This is a genomic window from Aeromonas sp. Marseille-Q7275 (assembly GCF_965119515.1).
This window is the reverse complement of record NZ_CBCPLW010000022.1, coordinates 1-20526: the sequence shown is the minus strand read 5'-3', so window position 1 is coordinate 20526 and position 20526 is coordinate 1. Positions and strand designations below refer to the sequence as shown.

16 protein-coding genes, 2 tRNA genes and 1 pseudogene are annotated in these 20526 nt (G+C 63.4%); 8 read left to right on the top strand and 11 right to left on the bottom strand.

The window, feature by feature from the left end; translation table 11 throughout:
- Positions 1-88 precede the first annotated feature (88 nt).
- Complete coding sequence (locus ACWPWQ_RS17825) at positions 89-1327, bottom strand: MFS transporter (protein ID WP_139439105.1); 1239 nt, start codon at positions 1325-1327, stop codon at positions 89-91.
- Between the two features lie 169 nt (positions 1328-1496).
- Here ACWPWQ_RS17825 and ACWPWQ_RS17820 point away from each other — a divergent pair, with 169 nt between their 5' ends.
- Together ACWPWQ_RS17820 and ACWPWQ_RS17815 are read left to right on the top strand one after the other, a co-directional pair.
- Positions 1497-2120 carry a helix-turn-helix transcriptional regulator gene (locus ACWPWQ_RS17820; RefSeq protein WP_454010406.1) on the top strand — a complete coding sequence of 208 codons (624 nt, stop codon included), beginning with the start codon at positions 1497-1499 and terminating at the stop codon, positions 2118-2120.
- A gap of 310 nt (positions 2121-2430) precedes the next feature.
- On the top strand, positions 2431-2907 hold the full coding sequence (locus tag ACWPWQ_RS17815; protein WP_025325819.1) for an Lrp/AsnC family transcriptional regulator: 477 nt from the start codon (positions 2431-2433) through the stop codon (positions 2905-2907).
- Positions 2908-2997: 90 nt separating this feature from the next.
- Here the strand turns inward: ACWPWQ_RS17815 and ACWPWQ_RS17810 are convergent, their stop codons facing one another.
- The 3 genes from ACWPWQ_RS17810 to ACWPWQ_RS17800 all read right to left on the bottom strand — a co-directional run bounded on the left by ACWPWQ_RS17810 (position 2998) and on the right by ACWPWQ_RS17800 (position 4152).
- Entirely contained in the window at positions 2998-3315 is a 318-nt protein-coding gene (locus ACWPWQ_RS17810) for a hypothetical protein (protein WP_454010405.1), read from the bottom strand.
- A gap of 144 nt (positions 3316-3459) precedes the next feature.
- The gene (locus ACWPWQ_RS17805; RefSeq protein WP_247627843.1) at positions 3460-3690 is read right to left on the bottom strand and encodes a hypothetical protein; all 231 of its coding nucleotides are present in this window, start codon (positions 3688-3690) and stop codon (positions 3460-3462) included.
- Positions 3691-3726: 36 nt separating this feature from the next.
- The gene (locus tag ACWPWQ_RS17800; protein WP_162519291.1) at positions 3727-4152 is read right to left on the bottom strand and encodes a MarR family winged helix-turn-helix transcriptional regulator; all 426 of its coding nucleotides are present in this window, start codon (positions 4150-4152) and stop codon (positions 3727-3729) included.
- Positions 4153-4351: 199 nt separating this feature from the next.
- Between ACWPWQ_RS17800 and ACWPWQ_RS17795 the strand changes: the two are divergent.
- The 3 genes and pseudogenes from ACWPWQ_RS17795 (at position 4352) to chrA (ending at position 7475) form a co-directional block, all read left to right on the top strand.
- A pseudogene (locus tag ACWPWQ_RS17795) lies at positions 4352-5358 on the top strand (NADP-dependent oxidoreductase).
- Positions 5359-5714: 356 nt separating this feature from the next.
- Entirely contained in the window at positions 5715-6149 is a 435-nt protein-coding gene (locus ACWPWQ_RS17790; RefSeq protein WP_454010404.1) for a nucleotide triphosphate diphosphatase NUDT15, read from the top strand.
- 183 nt (positions 6150-6332) lie between these two features.
- Complete coding sequence (chrA, locus tag ACWPWQ_RS17785; protein WP_319914288.1) at positions 6333-7475, top strand: chromate efflux transporter; 1143 nt, start codon at positions 6333-6335, stop codon at positions 7473-7475.
- A gap of 71 nt (positions 7476-7546) precedes the next feature.
- Here the strand turns inward: chrA and msrB are convergent, their stop codons facing one another.
- From msrB to malQ, 4 genes are all read right to left on the bottom strand, one after another.
- Positions 7547-7939: a peptide-methionine (R)-S-oxide reductase MsrB gene (gene msrB / locus ACWPWQ_RS17780; protein WP_106884912.1), complete on the bottom strand. Its 393-nt coding sequence runs from the start codon at positions 7937-7939 to the stop codon at positions 7547-7549.
- A 56-nt stretch (positions 7940-7995) separates the two neighbouring features.
- Positions 7996-10137 carry a glycogen debranching protein GlgX gene (glgX, locus tag ACWPWQ_RS17775; RefSeq protein ID WP_454010403.1) on the bottom strand — a complete coding sequence of 714 codons (2142 nt, stop codon included), beginning with the start codon at positions 10135-10137 and terminating at the stop codon, positions 7996-7998.
- Positions 10137-12314, bottom strand: coding sequence for a 1,4-alpha-glucan branching protein GlgB (glgB, locus tag ACWPWQ_RS17770; RefSeq protein WP_454010402.1), 2178 nt, complete (start codon positions 12312-12314; stop codon positions 10137-10139). Before glgB ends, glgX begins: the two co-directional genes overlap by 1 nt.
- Positions 12315-12396: 82 nt before the next feature.
- Positions 12397-14586 carry a 4-alpha-glucanotransferase gene (gene malQ, locus ACWPWQ_RS17765; RefSeq protein WP_454010401.1) on the bottom strand — a complete coding sequence of 730 codons (2190 nt, stop codon included), beginning with the start codon at positions 14584-14586 and terminating at the stop codon, positions 12397-12399.
- Between the two features lie 345 nt (positions 14587-14931).
- On the opposite strand from malQ, the gene gap reads away from it, so the two are divergent.
- Together gap and ACWPWQ_RS17755 are read left to right on the top strand one after the other, a co-directional pair.
- Positions 14932-15927: a type I glyceraldehyde-3-phosphate dehydrogenase gene (gene gap / locus ACWPWQ_RS17760; RefSeq protein WP_139439088.1), complete on the top strand. Its 996-nt coding sequence runs from the start codon at positions 14932-14934 to the stop codon at positions 15925-15927.
- A gap of 105 nt (positions 15928-16032) precedes the next feature.
- The gene (locus ACWPWQ_RS17755) at positions 16033-16899 is read left to right on the top strand and encodes a D-hexose-6-phosphate mutarotase (protein ID WP_454010400.1); all 867 of its coding nucleotides are present in this window, start codon (positions 16033-16035) and stop codon (positions 16897-16899) included.
- A gap of 70 nt (positions 16900-16969) precedes the next feature.
- On the opposite strand, the gene nadA is transcribed toward ACWPWQ_RS17755, so the two are convergent.
- The gene (nadA, locus tag ACWPWQ_RS17750) at positions 16970-18043 is read right to left on the bottom strand and encodes a quinolinate synthase NadA (protein WP_265437453.1); all 1074 of its coding nucleotides are present in this window, start codon (positions 18041-18043) and stop codon (positions 16970-16972) included.
- Between the two features lie 141 nt (positions 18044-18184).
- Here nadA and ACWPWQ_RS17745 point away from each other — a divergent pair, with 141 nt between their 5' ends.
- A complete protein-coding gene (locus ACWPWQ_RS17745; protein WP_454010399.1) occupies positions 18185-20290 on the top strand; it encodes a methyl-accepting chemotaxis protein in 2106 nt (701 codons plus the stop codon).
- Positions 20291-20337: 47 nt separating this feature from the next.
- Here the strand turns inward: ACWPWQ_RS17745 and ACWPWQ_RS17740 are convergent.
- Together ACWPWQ_RS17740 and ACWPWQ_RS17735 are read right to left on the bottom strand one after the other, a co-directional pair.
- A tRNA-Val gene (locus tag ACWPWQ_RS17740) sits at positions 20338-20413 on the bottom strand.
- 18 nt (positions 20414-20431) lie between these two features.
- A tRNA-Lys gene (locus tag ACWPWQ_RS17735) sits at positions 20432-20507 on the bottom strand.
- Positions 20508-20526 lie beyond the last annotated feature (19 nt).

The window sequence follows — 20526 nt, the reverse complement described above, 5'->3', positions numbered from 1 at the left end:
ACAAAGAGCCATACCGTCCCAAACTCGGCGCCGGGATGCAAGCCCCACCTGCCACCCCAGCGCCAATCTGTGATCCCCTCGCCCTTCGTCAGCCCGGCTCGGCAAAGGCGGCCACGGCGCTTCGTCTGTCCGCCCGTCTGCGCAACCCGTAGAAGCCGAGGGCGCAGATCACGCCGCAGAGCGCCGCCAGATAGAAGGGCCACTCGGTGCCTGCCAGCAGCGCCAGGCTGCCGAGCACCACCGCCAGGATCTCGCTGCCCACCGCCAGGCCGCGATAGATCCCCATCGCCTGCCCCTGCTGGCTGGCATGGCTGCGATTGGAGATGGCCACCGAGGTGGCGAGCTCCCCCAGGCTCATGCCGATGCCGGCCGGAATGAAGGTGAGCGCCAGCCCCCACCACTGGGTCGGCAGGATGAACATCAGCATGCCCGCCGCCATCACCAGATGCCCGACTATGCCGAGGGAGCTGCCGCGCCAGTGGCGGGCCAACTGTTCCCCGAGCCAGGAACCCAGCATCATGGGCACGCTCACCAGCACGGCGGCCTGGGCCAGCTGCACCGGATCCCAGGAGAGCCGCTCCACCAGCCAGACGTTGAAGTAGGTGAAGTAGAGCTGCACCGCCCCGTAGCTGAGCAGGGTCAGCACGAAGTAGGGCAGGAGGCGGGGCTGCAACAGCAACTGCCGGGTCGAGAGGGAGGCCAGCTCCTGCTCGGCGGGTACCGGCGGCCGGTTGGGCAACAGCCAGAGCACCAACAACAGGTTGCCCGCCGTCATGGCCACCGCCAGCCAGGCCGCCAGGCTGTAATCCCCCGACACCACGGCGGCATAGCCCCCTATCATGGGGCCCAGCACCCAGCCCAGGTTCATGCCGATGTTGATGCGGGCGAAGTTGCGCGCCTTGGTTTTGGCCGTGCTCATGTCCGCCGCCATGGCCTGGACGATGGCGATGTCGCCGTTGAAGAAGCCCTCCACCACCCGGCTCAGCAGCAAGAGCGGCAGGGAGCGCCAGGCGATCCCCAGGGCCATCAGCACATAACCCGCCAACACCCCGACCAGGCAGAGGGTCAGCACCGGCTTGCGGCCATGGCGATCCGACAGCTTGCCCAGCCAGGGGGCCCCCAGCAGTTGAAACAGCGGATAGAGCCCCATGATGACCCCGAGCCACAGCTTGCGGCTCCAGTCAGATGCCTCGGGCGTCAACATGCCCTGGGCCGGATCCAGCATCAGCGGCGCCAGCACCGGCGAGGGCAGGCTGAAGCCCGCCACCGCCAGGGTCACCGTCATCACCAATACCCAGAGGGTCGCCTGTCCCTTGATCCCTTCCATCTTCGCCTCATTAAATAAAGTTATTGGTTTATTTATACTGCAAAGGGAACGGCATTAAGTAAAGTGAATTGTTGATTTAAATGAGGCCGCTGCCCATAATGACCCTATCAACGCCAGTGCCGCCCTGGCTTTCCCGCAGCGAACGCCTGTCGATAACGAGATCCACTCCATGAACGCCAGTACCGACAAGATCCTCTACCTGCTTAAGACTCACGGTCCCCAGAGTGCCGCCGCGCTGGGGGAGCAGCTGCAGATGACCTCCATGGGCGCCCGCCAGCATCTGACGGCGCTGGAGGCCGACGGCTGGGTGGGCTTTAGCGACGAGGCGCGGGGCCGCGGTCGCCCGGTACGGCTCTGGCACCTGACCGAGCAGGCCTGGCAGCGCTTCCCCGACACCCACAGCGAGCTGACCCTGCAGCTCATCGACGACGTGCAGCAGCTGTTTGGCGAGAGCGGCCTGGATCAACTGATCGCACGGCGGGAGCAGCAGATGCTGAGCCGCTATCAGGCCAAGCTGACCCAGCCGGCGCTGGCGGATCGGCTGACCGCGCTCAAGGAGCTGCGCAGCCGGGAGGGCTATATGGCGGACATGAGCCAGGAGGAGGATGGCAGCTGGCTATGGTGGGAGAGTCACTGCCCCATCTGCGCCGCGGCGCGGGCCTGCCGGGGCTTTTGCCGGAGCGAGCTGGCGCTGTTTCGCCAGCTGCTGGCGCCGGCCGGGGTGGAGCGGGAGCAGTACCTGCTGGAGGGGGACAGGCGCTGCCTCTATCGCATCCGGCCGCCGCAGGCCTGAGGATGCCGGCGCGCAAAAACAACAAAGCAGGCGCCGGGATGCCTGCTTTGTTGCCTTCGGGGAGGGGATGCTCTCGTTCCAGCCCGTCGTTTCCCGATAAGGTCGGACGGCTGATGGGGTTGTTGACCCGGTAAGGTCCTTCACCACAGAGGCCTGGTCGGGCATCTGTCTTGCCACCGGAAGATGAAACCATGGTACGCCTGCCGGTGCGGTGAGTGGTTGTGAAGTAGTAGGTATTTTCAGTTGTTTTTGCAATAGTTCACCCTTAATCTAGGAAAAGTGAATCAGTAATTGCAACGAGGAACGGAGAATGCTGAAACTTGATCGCATAGACAGGCATATTCTGGAGTTGATGCAGGAGAATGGCCGCATCAGCAACCTGGAGCTGGCCGAACTGGTCGGGCTCTCCCCCTCCCCCTGCTCGCGCCGGGTCAAGGCGCTGGAGGATGCCGGTCTCATCGATACCCACGTCACCCTGCTCAACGCCCGCCAGCTGGGGCTCACCCTCACCGCCTACATTCACATCTCCATGGACAGGCACACCCCTGAGCGGTTCGAAAACTTCGATCGGGCCATCCAGGATCTGCCCGAGGTGCTGGAGTGCGACCTCATCACCGGCAACGACGCCGACTACCAGCTCAAGGTGGTGGTGCGGGACATGGAGCACTACCAGCACTTCCTGCTGGACAAGCTGACCCACATCTCCGGGGTGACCGGGGTGCGCTCCAGCTTCGTGCTGCGCCGCATCAAGCACAAGACGGCGCTGCCCCTCAACCACCTGGGCTGACAGCCCGGCCCCCGGAGGGCCAGAGACGCAAAAAGCAAGAGGAGGCCCAGGCCTCCTCTTTGTATCTTGTGTCACCGGGAACTGACCGGATCAGACGCCGACCGGGCTGACGTCCTGCACCTGCAACAGCCAGCCGGCCTGCTCCTGCTGGGGTTCGCCGCTCAGTCGCAACCGCTCCCCCTCTGACACCCACTGCCCCTCGGGCAGGGAGACCAGCAGACTCTCGCTGCCGTTGTCGAACACCCAGCGATCTTCGCCGAGCGACTCAATCAGATAACCTTCCATCTCCACTCTGGACTCGGCTTGCCAGGACGGCGCAACGGAATCACGGCTCTCGATGAAATCCCCCTGAACACCAAAACTGGCCAGCCCCCACAGAATGGAGAGCCCGACGATGGATGACTGCATCTCTCTCTCCTCTCATGAAACTGTGGGGCCAGTATGGAAAGGGAAGCATGAGTGCACCATGAACAAGGCCGCAAAGTGCAGGCGAGATCGCGAAAAAAACCGGCCAAGGGGCCGGTTGTGTCATTTTATGGCGTCTGGATCACACTATTTGGCGGCTTCCTCTGCCATTCGAACCGCCCTTGGCTTATTCGTCCACATGGCCAGGCCGCGGTGATCCGCGCAGATCCCCTCCTCGCTGATGGCCCTGACCCGGACGCCATCCTTGCAGAGGGCCTGCCAGGCATCCGCATCATCGATCCGCAACTCGGACGGGGGCTGGGTGCCGCCGGCGCAGCCACCGAGCAGCAGAACAAGCAAGGGTAACCAGGGTTTCATCGGATGACTCCAGACTCCAGACAGGGGGAAGAGGATTCAGCGCCCGAGCTGGGCCGCCACGCGATCGCAGAGTCGCTTGAGCTCGGCCAACTCGGCATCGGCCAGATCCACCTGATTGCGCAAGTTGTCCGCCAGACAGCACTCCCTGACTCCCTGCTGCAGCTGGCGTCCCGCCTCGGTCAGGCGGATGCATTTTTGCCGCTCGTCTTCGCTTGAGACGGTGCGGGTCAGCCAGCCCTTGCTCTCCAGCCGCTTGACGATGGGGGTCAGGGTGCCCGCGTCCAGCCCTGTCTCCTGGCCAATCTCCTTGAGGCTGACCTCGTCCCGCGCCCAGAGCGACAGCATCACCAGGTACTGGGTGTAGGTGAGATCCAGCTTGTCCAGCAGCGGCCGATAGGCGCGCATCACCGCATTGGAGGCGCTGTAGAGGGCAAAACAGACCTGCTTTTTCAATTCACTCATGGGGCACCTCGCTGACGACTGGGGCCAGTATACCCCAGGACAACTGACGCCTGAATAATTTGCACACAAAACAGTTGTCACCCCCTCTTTTCGGGATTAACCTGATTTTAGTTTGCACACAAACAGAATGCCCGAGCCGTTGCCTCCGCCCCCAGGCTGGCGCGGCGTCGACAGCCCCCTACCTCGCTGGAGAAAGACCATGACCCCGATCAGCCATCAGATCCAACTGCTGCGCCGCCCCACCGGCTACTCCCCACCCCGGACGATTTCGCCCTCGGAAGTGCCCCCTGCCCGCCCTGCAGGAGGGCGAGGGTGCAGGTAGCCAACCAGTGGCTGTCGGTGGACCCTTACATGCGCGGTCGCATGAGCGAGGCCAAGAGCTATGTGCCCCCCTTCCCCCTGAACGGCCCCCTCGACGGCGGCGCCATCGGCACCGTGCAGGCCTCCCGTCACCCCGACTTCCAGGTGGGTGACCAGGTGAGCAGCATGCTGGGCTGGCGGGATGCCTTCGTCGCCAAGGGGGAGCAGTTGACCCGGTTGCCCGCCACGCCGCTGCCCTCCCAGCTCTTCCTCGGCGCCCTCGGCATGCCGGGCATGACCGCCTGGGCGGGCTTGCACAAGGTCGCCCGCCTGCAGGCCGGTGAGACCCTGCTGGTCTCGGCCGCCTCCGGCGCGGTCGGCACCATGGCGGTGCAGCTCGCCAAGCGGGCCGGTGCCCGGGTGATCGGCTCCACCGGCTCGGCCGACAAGGTCGCCTACCTCGAGACGCTGGGCGCTGATGCGGTGATCAACTACAGGGAGACGCCGGATCTCGACGCCGAGCTGGCCCGCCTCGCCCCGGAAGGCATCCAGGTCTATTTCGAGAATGTGGGGGGCGCCATGCTGGACGCGGCCCTCAACCACATGGCGCTGCACGGGCGCATCGTCCTGTGCGGCCTCATCGAGCAGTACAACAGCAATGGCCAGGGGAGCGGCCCGCACAACCTCTCCCAGATGATCCGCAAACGCCTCCTGATGCAGGGGCTGCTGGTCTCCGATCACTGGCAGCACTACGGGGAGTTCCTGGCCGAGGCCATCCCCGCCTTCGAGGCCGGCGCCCTGCAGGCCGAGGAGACCATCAGCGAGGGGCTGGCCAGCATGCCGCAGGCCTTTATCGGGCTGTTCGAGGGCCGCAACACCGGCAAGATGCTGGTCAAGCTGGGCTGACAAGCGGCCCGCCCCGGCCTTTATCGACGATGGGCACAGCTACGGCAAGAGGTCGATCAGGCTGGACTGACGGCCAGCCACGCACCGGGGAGCCTCATTCCTCGTTTCTACCATCTGCTTGGTAGATGCAATATCGCGATAGCCATCTGATTGGCAGATAGAGAAACGGCAAGATCCCGCGCCCTCGGGCTCCCCCTGCGGTGACTTGCGAAACGGGCCCATCCGTCCTAAGGTGGGCCCGTTTTTTATGGTGCCATGCCGGGTCGGCAGGGTGCCCTGCCCATCCCTGCCACGTCTTGTCCCGGCGTCGGTGGTCGATGCACCTCGTCGCACAGCCACAGCAAGGAGCTCTTCTTATGTCCACGCCCTATCCCCGCGTCGGGGTCGGTGTCATCCTCGTCAACCATCAGGGCCAGGTGCTGCTCGGCAAGCGCAAGGGCAGCCACGCCCCCTACTGGTCCATCGCCGGCGGCCATCTGGAGCTTGGCGAGAGCTTCGAGTCGGCGGCGATCCGGGAGGTGGCCGAGGAGACAGGTTTTCTCATCACCAACCCCAGCGTCATCGCCATCACAAACAACCTGGAGACCTGGCGCGAGAGCGGGCTGCACTACATCTCTGTCACCCTGCTGGCCGAGGTGGAAGGGGAGCCGCAACTGCTGGAGCCGGAGAAGTGCGAGGGCTGGGTCTGGTGCGATCCCCGCGCGCTGCCCGAGCCCCACTTCGATGCCAGCCGCCAGTCCATCGCCTGCTGGCTGGCGGGGCGCTGCTATCTGCCTCAGCCGACAGCGTGACCATCGCTTGCCAGCTGGCTGGTCGCTGTTACTTGCCACAACCAGACCAGCCGACCTAATCCCCATCCCCTGCTGGCTGGCTCGCGGCTAATTGCCACAGCCACACCAGCGCGAATTGTCATAAAAAAGTCATCGCCTTGTCATATCATCCTGCCCATCAACGATGACAACGGGGAGTGAGTGGTGGGACAGGTATTCCTTCAATTTCTGTGGCTCGGCTGCATCAGTTTCGGCGGGCCGGCCGCCCATATCGGCTACTTCCAGCGCACCTTCGTCCAGCGGCTGGGCTGGCTGAGCCAGGCCGAGTTTGCCCAGTTGCTGGCCCTGTGCCAGCTGTTGCCGGGACCCGCCTCCAGCCAGCTCGGCTTCGCCATCGGCCGCCAGCGGGCCGGCCTTGGGGGCGCGCTTGCCGCCTTTGCCGGCTTCACCCTGCCCTCCTTCCTGCTGTTGCTGGCCGCTGCCATCGGCCTCGGGCAGCTCGGCAACAACCTCTGGCTGGATGCCGCCCTGCACGGCCTCAAGCTGCTGGCGCTGGTGGTGGTGGCCGATGCGGTGCTCACCATGAGCCGCCAGTTCTGCAAGACGGCGCTGCAACAGGGAGTCATGGTGGCGACCGCCGCCGCCCTCTGGTGGCAGCCTGGCCTGCTGACCCAGCTGGGCATGCTGCTGGGGGCGGCCCTGCTCTGCGCCTACCGTGAGCAGAGCGAGCCGGCGCAGGCCCCCTCAGAGGATCTGGCTCGCCAACCCCACTGGCCGACCCTGCTGCTGTTTGCCCTGCTGTTTGTCGGCCTGCCGCTGCTGGCCCAGGGCCCCGCCAGCCAGCTGGTCGCCGACTTCTATCGGGCGGGCAGCCTGGTGTTCGGCGGCGGTCACGTGGTGCTGCCCCTGTTGCAGGAGAGCGTCGGCCACAGCCTCAGCGAGCAGCAGTTCCTGACCGGCTATGGCCTGGCCCAGCTGGTGCCCGGCCCCATGTTCACCCTGGCCACCTACCTGGGCGCCCAGCTGCTGCCTGCCGCGCCGCTGGCGGGCGCCCTGCTGGCAACGTTCGCACTATTTTTGCCGGGATTTTTGCTGCTCTGGGCCCTGGGTCCCTGCTGGCAGCGCTGGCTGGCCCACCCCAGGCTGGCGGGAGCCGTGGCCGGCATCAACGCCGCCGTGGTGGGGTTGCTGCTGGCCGCCCTCTATCAGCCGGTGTGGCAGAGCGCCGTGCTGGCCCCGACCGATCTGGCGCTGGCCGCCATCGGCTTCTATCTGCTGCGCGTCATCAGGCTGCCCATACTGGCGCTCGCCGCCCTGCTGGTGGGGGCCAGCCTGCTGCCGCTCTGAGGGCCAACCAGGGCCCCATAAAAAAATGGCGCCTCCGCAAGCGGAGGCGCCATTTTTCATTTCCGACGCGCTCAGGCGTCTGTATCGGGCTCGAACTCCAGGCTCAGGCTGTTGACGCAGTAGCGCTGGCCTGTCTCGGTCGGCCCGTCCGGGAAGACGTGACCCAGGTGGGAGCCGCACTGGCTGCAGGTGATCTCCACCCTTGCCATGCCGTGGCTGCGATCCTCTGTGTAGGTCACTGTCCCCTCGATGGCCCGATCGAAGGAGGGCCAGCCGCAGCCGGAGTCAAACTTGGCATCCGCATGGAACAGTACGCTCTTGCAGCAGACGCAGAGGTAGTCGCCGCTCTTGCGATTGTGCAGCAGGGCGCCGCTGTAGGGGCGCTCTGTGCCCTTCTCCCAGCAAACGTGAAACTGCTCTGCACTCAACTTGCTGCGCCATTGCTCGGGATTGTTGCCCTTCATACTGACTCCTTGCCTTTTATCACGGCGCCCAGCATACCCACTCGGACGCCCCGACTCTACCCCGCCAGCGGGAACTGTGATCCCGTTGGCAACACGGCGGCAACATCCGGCGTGGCGACCACCCCTTCCTTGGCCAGCGCCACCGCCGGCAGCGCGACCCGCTCCAGCAATTTGAGGGAGTGGGCGCGCCCCACCGCCACCTGCCGCTTGATGTCGTCAGGCAGGAAGGGCAGGCCGTCGTTGGTGGCCGTGTCTATGGTCTGGATCCACTCCAGCCCTTCTCCCGGTGGTGGCAGGCGGAACTGGATGTCGTAGTCGCTGGCGTTGAACAGCACGTACCAGCGCTCCCCGCCGCACGTCAGCATGCCGATGTCCATGGCGAACGCCTGCCCCATGGGGGCGTGCCAGTCCTGATCGGTGAGCTGATGGCCATCGGGGTGATACCAGTTGACCCTGTGACAGCTGGTCGCCTTGCCATTCCACTCATCGTCACTCAGTTGCAGGTTGGCGAAGACCCCGGACTCCGCCCGCAGCGCCATCATCTGGCGGGTGAAGGCGAGCAGCCGTTCATCTTCGGGGCGCAGTTGCCAGTTGACCCAGCTTATCTGGTTGTCCTGGCAATAGGCGTTGTTGTTGCCGAGCTGGCTGCGACCCATCTCGTCCCCGGCCAGGAAGTGCGGCGTGCCCTGGGAGAGCAACAGGGTGGCGATGAGGTTGCGCTTCTGCTGCTGGCGCAGGTTGTTCACCCTGGGGTCCAGGGTCGGCCCCTCCACCCCGTGGTTGTAGGAGAGGTTGTTGCCGTGACCGTCTCTGTTGTCTTCGCCGTTGGCCTGGTTGTGGCGCTGGTTGTAGGAGACCAGATCCTCCAGGGTGAAGCCGTCGTGATAGCAGAGGTAGTTGACGCTGGTGTGGGGGGAACGCCAGTTCTTCGGGAAGAGATCCCGCGACCCCGCCAGCCGGGTGGCGAAGTCCCCCATCTTGCCCGCGTCGCCGCGCCAGAAGGCGCGTACCGTGTCGCGATAGCGGTCGTTGATCTCCAGCCACTGGCTCGGGAACTGACCCAGGCGATAGCCGAAGGGGCCTATGTCCCAGGGTTCGGCAATCAGCCTCACCCGCGCCAGCACGGGATCCGCCAGCAGGGCCTTGAAGAAGGCGCTCATGGGATCGAACTCCCCCGCCTCCCGCGCCAGGGTGACCGCCAGATCGAAGCGGAAACCGTCCACCTGCATCTCGGTGACCCAGTAGCGCAGGGCATCGAGCACCAGGCGCAGGCTGTTGGGGTGATCCAGGTTGACGCTGTTGCCACAGCCGGTGACGTTGGCGTGGCGCTGGTAGTCAGGGCCGTGGGCCCCGGATTCGAAGGCGTAGTAGCCGGCGTTGTCGAACCCCTTGAGGGAGAGCATGGGGCCGTCGGCACCGGACTCTGCGGTGTGGTTGTAGACCACGTCCAGTATCACCTCGAGCCCGACCCGGTGCAGCTCGCGCACCATGGTCTTGAACTCGGTCACCGCCTCCCCCGCCCCGTAGCGCGGCTCGGGGGCGAAGAAGGCGATGGGGTTGTAGCCCCAGTAGTTGGTCAGCCCAAGCTGCTCGAGCCTGGGCTCCGACATGAAGGCGGCCACCGGCATCAGCTGCACCGAAGTGACCCCGAGAGAGAGCAGGTGCTCGATCATCAGCGGATGGCTGATGCCGAGGTAGGTGCCCCGCAGCGCCTCGGGCACCCCGGGGTGCTGACGAGTGAAGCCCTTGACGTGGGTCTCGTAGAGCACCACCCGCTCGGGGGAGATGGCGGGCTTGCCGACGCCCTGCCAGTCGAAGGCGTCGTCCACCACCACCGACTTGGCCACCATGGCCGCACTGTCCCCCTGATAGAGGTCGTCATCCCAACGGGTCGCCCGGCTGAGCGCCCTGGCATAGGGGTCGATCAGCAGCTTGTCCGGGTCGAACAGCATCCCCTCCTGGGGCGTGCCATGGACCCGATAGCCGTAACGCCGACCTGCCCGCACCCCGCGCACATAGCCGAATCTGTATTGGCCGCGCCGACCGGGCAGGGCCAGCCGGACCAGCTCCTGCTCCTGTTCGTCGAACAGACAGAGCTCCACCTTGTCCGATTGGGGGGCCCAGACGCAGAAGTGGCAGCCTGCCTCGTCGAGCCGGGCTCCCAGCGGGTAGTCCACCCCATTTTCCATTACAAACATCAGGACTCCTGTTTGATGAACAAGGTCGCGAGCGGCGGCAAGTCCAGCACTATGCTGTGCGCCATCCCCTGCCAGGGGGTCGGCTCGGCGACTAGGGTCAAACCCACATCATAGTTGCTGCCCCAGTAATGCTCACTGTCGGTGTTGAGCACCACGGCATAGCGGCCCGCCGCCGGCACCCCGAGGCGATAGGCGAGGCGCGGCACCGGGGTGAAGTTGGAGGCGATCACCACAGGATTGGCCCCCTGCCTGTCGGCGCGCAGCCAGGCGAAGATGCTGTTGTCGGCGTCGTTGTGATCCAGCCAGCGGAAGCCGCTCTGCTCATAATCCGCCTGATACAAGGCAGCTTCATGACGATAGAGCCGGTTGAGATCCCGGATCAGCCGCTGCTGGCCGCCGTGCTTGGGGAATTGCAGCAGGTGCCAGGGCAGCTGGGCATCGTGATTCCACTCGTTGCTCTGGGCGATTTCGGTACCCATGAAGTTGAGCTTCTTGCCCGGATGGCCATACATGAAGCCCATGTAGGCCCGCAGGTTCGCGGCCTGCTGCCACTCGTCACCGGGCATCTTGTAGAGCAGGGAGTGCTTGCCGTGCACCACCTCGTCGTGGGACAGGGCCAGGATGAAGTTCTCGTCATAGTGATAGACCATGGAGAAGGTCATCTCGTTGTGGTGATAGCGGCGGTGGATAGGCTCCTTCTGCACGTAGCTCAGGGTGTCGTGCATCCAGCCCATATTCCACTTGAAACCAAACCCGAGGCCGCCGAGGAAGGTGGGACGGGAGACACCGGCAAAGGCGGTGGACTCCTCGGCTATGGTCATGGCGTGGGGATACTTGCCGTAGACCTCCTCGTTGGTCCACTTGAGCAGGCTGATCGCCTCGTAGTTGTGGTTGCCCCCGTCGACGTTCGGCACCCACTCGCCGGCGTTGCGGGAATAGTCCAGATAGAGCATGGAGGCCACCGCATCCACCCGCAGGCCGTCGATGTGGAACTTGTCGAGCCAGAACAGGGCGCTCGCCACCAGGAACTGGCGCACGTTGTTGCGGCCGAAATCGTAGATGTAGGAGTTCCAGTCCGGGTGCCAGCCACGACGCGGATCCTCGTACTCGTAGAGCGGGGTGCCGTCGAAGCGGGCGAGGCCATGGGCATCCGCCGGGAAGTGGGCCGGCACCCAGTCGAGGATGACGCCTATGCCGGCCTGGTGGCAGGCGTCGACGAAATGCTTGAAGTCATCGGCACTGCCGTAGCGACTGGTGGGGGAGAACATGCCCACCGGCTGGTAGCCCCAGGAGCCGCTGAAGGGGTGCTCGGAGACCGGCATCAGCTCGATGTGGGTGTACCCCATCTCGGTGACGTAGTTGACCAGCTCCACCGCCAGCTCGCGCCAGTTCAGGCTGTCGCCGTTGGGGTGACGCTTCCAGGATCCCACGTGCAGCTCGTAGATGGAGAGCGGCTGCTCCCGCTTGTCGTTGCGCTGGCTCTCGCGCCAGGCGGCATCCTGCCACTGGTACTGCTCGTGGTCGTGGATGACGGAGGCGAACGACGGATACTGCTCGCAGTAGAAGCCCACGGGATCGCTCTTGTGGGGCAGGCGGTTGCCCATGGGGTCTTTGAGCTCGAACTTGTAGCGATCCCCGGCCTTGAGGCCAGGCACGAACAGCACCCAGTGACCGCACTGGCTGCGCTGCATGGGGTGGCGACGGCCATCCCAGAAGTTGAAATCGCCGATCAGGCTCACCGCCGTGGCGCTCGGCGCATAGACGGCAAAGCGCACCCCTGCCACCCGCTGGCCGAGATGCTCCACGGTGCGCAGCTGGGCACCCAGGGTGTGGTAGAGGTTTTCCGGCTGGAAGCTCAGCTCGGCCAAGCCTTCCCAGGCGGCAGCCTGGAACTGGTAAGGGTCGATGGATTCGGCACTGGCATCGGGGTAGCTGGCGATCAGCTGATAGGGGAAGGGATTCTTGCGGCGAGTGAAAACAGTTTCAAAAAGGCCCGCTTCGTCGGCGGAGGTCAGGGTGGCAACTATCTTGCCTGACTTGAGGTCCCTGACCCGGACCTCGAGCGCATCGGGCAACCAGGCCGTCAGTTTCAGGCCTGGCCCATCCGGATTGGCCAGCAGGCCTAGATGGGAGAAGGGATCGGCACAGCGGGCGGCAACCAAACGTTCAACGGGCATCGACATTTCCTTTCATGGCTGAACATCCGCTCCGGCCTGAGCCGAAGCGGATGAAAGTGAGTCACATGTTGACAGCAGGGGCTCAACGACTGGCCTCGTCACGGGCCTGGCTCATCTTGCCCGCCAGCGCCTTGAGCGCCTCATCGGCAAAAATATCTTCCAGATCCTTTGAAAGCTTGCGACGCCAGTTCGGGTATTCGTAACTGGTGCCCGGCACGTTGACCGGCTTGTCCATCTCCAGCCAGTCTTCCAGCTGGGTGCTGAACAGGGCACAGCTGCCGCGGGACATGTGCAGTTGCAGGCCATGGTTGAGTTCGGTGTTCATCCCGACCCAGTTCACGTCATGGCTGATGTTGCCAGAGATGACCCCATGGGCATGCAGGCTGTCAAGGATCCGCTGCTTGGCCTGGTGGCGATCAGCATACAGGGTCTTGAGTACCTCTTCATCCGGGTACAGGCCCAGCTCGCGACCCAGCGCCAGATCGTCGCAATGCCAGAAGCCCTTCAGGGTCGGCATGTCGTGGGTGGTCAGGGCCGACATCGCCTGCTCGGTGTAGTGGGCCGGGGAGATGAAGCCGCCGTCGTCCTTGGAGCGTTCGAAGAAGAACACCTTGTAGGAGTGGACCCCGTTCTCTTTGAGGGTCACGTCTATGCCTTCCGGCACAGTGCCGAGATCTTCGCCGATCAGCAGGCACTGGTTGCGGTGGGACTCGAGGGCAAGTATCCCCAGCAGATCGTTGACCGGATAGTAGATGTAGGCGCCCTTGGCGGCAGACGCTCCGGGCGGAACCCACCACAGCCGCAGCAAGGCCATCACGTGATCGATGCGCAGCGCGCCGCAGGCACGCATGTTGGCGCGGAACAGATCCACCATGGGCTGATAGGCCGCCTCGAACAGCTGGTTCGGGTTCATGGGGGGCAGGCCCCAGTTCTGGCCGAGGGGGCCCAGGATGTCGGGGGGAGCACCGACCGAGGCTTTCGGGCAGTAGAGATCCCGGTTGGCCCAGATCTCGGTGGAGCCTTCGGAGACGCCCACCGCCAGATCCCGGTAGATCCCCATCACCATGCCGGCCGCCTTGGCGCGGGCATCGGCCTGTGCCAGCTGCTCATCGGCCAGGAACTGCAGATAGAGATAGAAATTCACATCCTGGCGGTGCTCCTTCATCCAGGCCGCCACTTCCGGGTTGTGGTAATCGCGGAAGGCATCCGGCCAGACCGGCCAGCCCCAGGCGTTCTCACCCTTGCCATAGAAGTGGGCCTGCAGGGCATCGAAGGCGGCCTGCTGTTGCAGGCTGTCGCCGCCGGCGGCCACGAAGGCATCGAACGCAGCCTGACGCTCGGCGCCGAGCCTGGCCTCATCGAACACCTGACGCAGCATGCCGATCTTGGTCTCGATGACGCCGGTGTAATCCACGTTCTCCTTGGCCCGCAGGGAGGCCAGATGCTGCTGGAAGGCCGGGCTCGCCACGTCGGCCTTGAGCCGCTCGTTGGCGAGAAACTCGGGCACGGCTTCCACGTTGATGTAGGCCACGTTGAGCCAGCGACGGGAAGAGGGGCTGTAGGGGCTGGCACTCTCGGGGTTGGCCGGATAGAGGGCGTGGATGGGGTTCAGCCCCACGAAGTGGGCGCCCCAGGCGGCGGCCTTCTCGACCAGCTGGCCGAGGTCGCTGAAATCACCTATGCCCCAGTTGTGGCGGCTGCGCAGGCAGTAAAGCTGCACGCTCGGGCCCCACACCTTGCGGCCGTTGGCAATCGGCGCCTGCTTGTAGCAGGACTTGGGGGCGACGATGAGGCGCATGGTGGCGAGCGGCTCGTCGTTGCCCTCTTCCAGCAGCACCAGCTGGTGATAGCCAAGCTCCGGCTGCACATCCAGCGCGACCCTGTAGGCCTGGCACTCCATCTCTTCGAATTCGGCGACGCCGACCAGTTCCCCTTCGATGGGGGTCAGCTGGCCGGACAACAGGGTCCCCTGCTCCAGCACTATCTGCCAGTGGAGGGCGTCGTTGACGAACTCGATGGGCAGACGAACCTCGAGGCTGACGGGATCGCCACTGCGCACTACCATCACGGGATCCAGAGGCCGCAACCAGTGCTGACGGTGCTCCTGCTCCAGTTGCTCGGTCAGGGCGGCCTCGTCGTCGACGCGGTAGCCCATGGCGCCCAGCATGGCGGCCTTGCTCTCTTCGGATACCTGGGCCGGGTGGCCCCAGGCATCAACATACTCACTGGCGATACCTTTGGCGGCAGCCAGCTGTTCAATCAGGGTGGTCATAGTTTGAGAATTCCCGCTGTGGATTCTATCTACACTATTTGTGATTAATTTTTATGGGTGGTACTTGAACAGTGGCTCTTTGGCCATGCTAAACCGCGCACATTTTTACATATCTCCCCGGCCGGATGTGTGACCGGACAGGCACTATTGTTGATCTCTGCGACCGGATCCGCTGATGATGCATTCGACAAAAGTTGGTAGCCAGTTACATAAAACGAAAATAAATTTCACAGTTTTTCATGATATAGCGCAATTTCGCGCAGATTGTTGGTTGACTCACCGGTGAGTTCTAGTAAATTTACAAACGGAATTTTCTTTGACTACTGAACAGTTAGGTAACCAATTATGACTATCAAAGTAGGTATTAACGGTTTTGGCCGTATCGGTCGTTTCGTTTTCCGTCTGGCCGCTGAGCGTGCTGACATCGAAGTGGTTGGTATCAACGATCTGATCGACGTTGACTACATGGCTTACATGCTGAAGTACGACTCCACCCACGGCCGCTTCAAGGGCACCGTTGAAGTCAAAGACGGCAACCTGGTTGTCAACGGCAAAACCGTACGTGTTACCGCTGAACGTGACCCGGCAAACCTGAAATGGGATGCCATCGGTGTTGACGTTGTTGCCGAAGCTACCGGTCTGTTCCTGACCGACGAGACCGCTCGCAAGCACATCGCTGCCGGTGCCAAGAAAGTCGTACTGACCGGTCCGTCCAAAGACGCCACCCCGATGTTCGTCATGGGTGTTAACCAGAACTCCTACGCTGGCCAGGACATCGTTTCCAACGCTTCCTGCACCACCAACTGCCTGGCCCCCATCGCCAAGGTTCTGAACGATACCTTCGGTATCGAATCCGGCCTGATGACCACTGTTCACGCTACCACTGCTACCCAGAAGACCGTTGATGGTCCGTCTGCCAAAGACTGGCGCGGTGGCCGCGGTGCGGCTCAGAACATCATCCCGTCCTCCACCGGTGCTGCCAAGGCTGTTGGCGTGGTCATCCCGGAACTGAACGGCAAGCTGACCGGCATGGCCTTCCGCGTTCCGACTCCGGACGTGTCCGTCGTTGACCTGACCGTCAACCTGAAGAAAGAAGCTTCCTACGCTGAAATCTGCCAGGCCATGAAGGCTGCCTCCGAAGGCGCCATGAAGGGCGTACTGGGCTACACCGAAGACGAAGTGGTTTCCACCGACTTCCTGGGTGAGCGTCAGACTTCCGTGTTCGATGCCAAGGCTGGTATCCAGCTGAACAAGACCTTCGTGAAAGTCGTCTCCTGGTACGACAACGAAATGGGCTACTCCAGCAAGGTTCTGGACCTGATCGCTCACATCTCCAAGTAATTTGGGATGCGCAATCGCGTAGCTTGAAAAAAGGCGGCCATTGGCCGCCTTTTTGTATTCTGAATCACGGACCCTTTCTGAATGTGCCCGAACACAGGAGTCGCCATGCAACCGACACGTACTCTGACTGCCCACTGCACCCTTAGCCACCCAGCGGATGGCCAGCCTCTGCTGACCATCGACAACCAGCATGCCAAGGCCGAGATCAGCCTGTTTGGCGCCCATGTGCTGAGCTATCAGCGCCACGGCGAACCCGCCTCTATCTGGCTCAGCGAGAAGGCCGTGCTGGATGGCAGCAAGCCGATCCGGGGCGGTATCCCTCTGTGCTGGCCCTGGTTCGGCCCCTCCCCCGCTCGCGTCGGCAGCGGAAAGCCCGCCCATGGCTTCGCCCGCACCAGCCTCTGGACCCTGGATGGCGTCTCCGATCACGGGGATGGCACCCTCGTCCATCTCTCTCTGCGTGACACCGACGCCAGCCGTACCCTCTGGCCCCACGTCTTCGAGCTGGAGCTGGATGTGCTGGTGGGCAAGGAGCTCTCCCTGGTGCTGACCACCCGCAACACCGGCAAGACGCCCCTCACCTACAACGCGGCCCTGCACACCTATCTGCAGATAAGCCGCCCGGAGGCCGTTCAGGTGACCGGCCTCGGCGAGCCTTACCATGACAAGCTGACCGGCCGGGATGCCCAGCAACAGGGGGCACTGACGCTCTCTGCCGCCATGGATCGCATCTACCGCCAGCCCGACGCCATGGTAATGGTCAAGGACGGCGATCGCACCACTAAAGTGGTGAGCGGCAACAACGACAGCGTCGTGGTCTGGACCCCTTGGCTGGAAGGGGCCACCGCCATGGCGGACATGAGCGACGACGGCTACCGCACCATGCTCTGTGTCGAGGCGGCCATCACCGCCGACGCCGGCGTAACGGTGGCGCCGGACGAGGAGCACAGCTTCTCTACCGTGATCATCTGACGATATGTCAGACGGATAAATAAAGAGGGCTCCCGCGGGAGCCCTCTTTGCATCTTGTCATCAGAGAAGATCAGGCATTGCCCTGGGTCTTGAGCTTGAGCTCGGCAGCGAAGTTCAGCATGCGATCCAGCGGGATCAGGGCCTTCAGGCGCAGCGCCTCATCCACATGGATCTCGTGACGCTCGGCGCCGTCGGTCAACGCTTCCTTGATCGCCACCAGGCCATTCATCGCCATCCAGGGACAGTGGGCACAGCTGCGGCAGGTGGCACCATCGCCACCGGTCGGCGCCTCCACCATCTCCTTCTCCGGACAGGCCTGCTGCATCTTGTAGAAGATGCCGCGATCGGTCGCCACGATCAGCTTCTGCTGGGGCAGCTCGCGGGCCGCCTTGATGAGCTGGCTGGTAGACCCCACCGCATCCGCCAGTTCGATGACGGAAGCCGGGGACTCCGGGTGCACCAGCACGGCCGCATCCGGGTTCTGAGCCTTGAGCTCGCGCAGGGCCTTGGCCTTGAACTCGTCGTGGACTATGCAGTGGCCCTGCCAGCGCAGCATCTCGGCGCCCGTCTTCTTCTCGATGTAGGCACCCAGGTGTCTGTCCGGCCCCCAGATGATCTTGTGGCCCTGGCTGTCCAGGTGCTCGACTATCTCCAGCGCGATGCTGGAGGTGACCACCCAGTCAGCCCGCGCCTTCACCGCCGCCGAGGTATTGGCATAGACCACGACTATATGGTCGGGATGGGCATCGCAGAAGGCGGAGAACTGGTCGATGGGACAGCCCAGATCCAGGGAGCACTCCGCCTCCAGAGTCGGCATCAGCACCCGCTTGTGGGGGCTCAGGATCTTGGAGGTCTCTCCCATGAAGCGCACACCGGCCACGATCAGGGTCTGGGCGGCGTGATCACGACCGAAGCGAGCCATCTCGAGGGAGTCGCCGACGAAACCGCCGGTGGCCTCGGCCAGCGCCTGGATCTCGGGATCCGTGTAGTAGTGGGCAACCAGCACGGCCTGACGCGCCTCGAGCAGCGCCTTGATCTCGATGATCAGGGCCGCCTTCTGTTCGGCAGTCAGGGGAGCCGGTTTGACCGGAAAGGGATAGTCCATCTCGATGACCGGAGGGACACTGCTCAGTGCATTGCTCATTGCGACTGTTCCATCAACGCTTGGAAAGGCCAAAATTATAACCAGAAGCCGCGCACAAACCCATCAACAAATCCAGTACAGTAAAACAGTCAGAACCCGCCCGGATTTATCGTTGTCATTCTTGCCAAAAGGAGTTGTCGAATGAAACAACGCTCGCTCAAAACCAAATTGTTGCTGCTCACCCTGGGTCTCTTTCTCGCCAGTGGTGTCGCCATGACGCTGATGCAGTCTGCCTCCCTGAACACCCTGCGCAATGACATCATGACCCAGACTAGCGGCGCCCTGGAGCAGGAGGTATCGCGCACCCTGCAGTTCCAGGCCGAGCGCTATGCCGTGCAAATCGCCGACCTGTTGCAGCAGTCTTATCAGATACCGCTGGGGATGGCCGCACAGCTCGAAGGCAGCATGGCACAGCCGGACCTGATGCCGAGCCGCCCGCAGGTGGAACTGCTGCTCGGCAGCCGCCTGCATCAGGCTGACGGGATCAGCTCCATCTATGCCCAGTTCGAACCCGATGGCTATGACGGGCAGGATGCCAGCTGGCAGACGGGGGCAACGCATTCGGTCGCGGGCAAGGGCAGCCTGGAGGTGTACTTCACCCGTGAGCAGAATGGCCAGATTGCGCAGCAGCAGATAGATGCGGCAACCAGCGAGGCCAAGTTTGACACCTCGCGCAACGAGTTCGGCATTCGCAACAGCGAGTGGTATCTCTGTGGCCGTGACAGCCTGCGCCCCTGCCTGATGGAGCCTTACCTCTACGAGATAAGTCCGGGCAAGCAGATGCTGATGACCAGCCTGACGGTTCCCATCCTCAAGGAGGGAAAGTTTGTCGGGATCACCGGGGTCGACATGAACCTGCCCATCTTCCAGCAACTGGCCGAGCGCCTCGGCAAGAGCCTGTATGACAATCAGGCCGAGGTGACCCTGGTCAGCAAGATGGGCTTTATCGTCGGCAGCAACCGCCATGCCGACAAGCTGGGCCGTCCGCTGACGGAGGCCGGGCTGGTGGCGCCAGACGGCAAGCCCAGGGATAGCGACAGCGACTTCATCCTGCAGCAACCCATCAAGATCGACGCCGCCGACAGCCAGTGGTGGCTGATGATCAAGGTGCCCAAGGCACTCGCCCTCAGTCAGGCCAACACCATCAGCAACCAGCTCGGCAGCCTGCTGCAGGCCACCCAGCAACAGCAGCTGATGACCATGGTCGTCATCACCCTGGTAGCACTGGGTCTGCTCGTCTGGTTCATTCAGAGTATCACGGCCCCCCTCTCCCTCATCAGCCGCCACGTCTCACACCTCGCCAGCAATGAGGGGGATCTGACCCAGCAGATGCGCATCGACACCCACCAGGAGCTCATCGAGCTAGGCAGACACCTCAATGCCTTCCTCGGCAAACTGAGGGCCATGGTGCAGGGCAGCAAGCAGGTTGGCCAGCAGGTACACCAGCAGGCGCGGGGCATGAAGCAGACGGCCAATGCCATGCGCAGCAGCCTGGACGAGCAGAGTCTGGAGCTGGAGAGCGTGGTCAGTGCCATGCACGAGATGAGCACCACGGCGGTCAGCGTGGCGGGTTACGCCGAGCAGGCGGCGCAAGAGTCGGAAGCGGCCACCCATCATATCCAGACGGCCCAGCAAGCCTTGAACCGGGCCCGCGGCGAGATCCACACCCTGGTCGAGGACATGCACCAGGCGGACAAGGCGGTGGCGCAGGTGGCACAACGCAGCACCAACATCAGCCACATTCTCGACGTGATCCGGGCAATCGCCGAACAGACCAACCTGCTGGCACTCAATGCGGCCATAGAGGCGGCGCGGGCTGGCGACATGGGCAGAGGCTTTGCCGTGGTGGCAGATGAAGTGAGAGCCCTTGCCAACAAGACCCGGGCCTCTACCGACGAGATAGGCCAGCTTATCGGCAGCCTGCAAGCCGAGGTGAGCAGCAGCCAGCAACTGATGAGCACGGGCATCACCCGATCCGTCAGCACGGTCGAGGGGACAGAGCAGGCCTTCGAGGCGCTCAATCAGGTAGTGAGTCAGATCCAGCAGATCCATGATCACATCAGCCAGGTGGCGACCGCCGCCGAGCAGCAGAGCGCCGTCAGCGATACCATCAACCAGAATCTGATGCGCATTGGGGATACCGCCACCTCCCTGGGGCAGGAGGCGAGTGCCAGCCACCTCTTGAGCGAGGAGCTGGAGCAGGCGGCCACCACGCTGGCCAGCGAACTCGAGCGACTGCGCACCTGACAAGCGGATACAAAAAAGCCCGCATTGTAGCGGGCTTTTTTTCAATCTGGTGGTCGTTACTGGGCTCGAACCAGTGACCCCCTCCTTGTAAGGGAGGTGCTCTCCCAGCTGAGCTAAACGACCTGGGATAAAGCTGAATGATGGTGGGTCGTGCTGGATTCGAACCAGCGACCAATTGATTAAAAGTCAACTGCTCTACCGACTGAGCTAACGACCCATCTGTATCATTTTTAAAG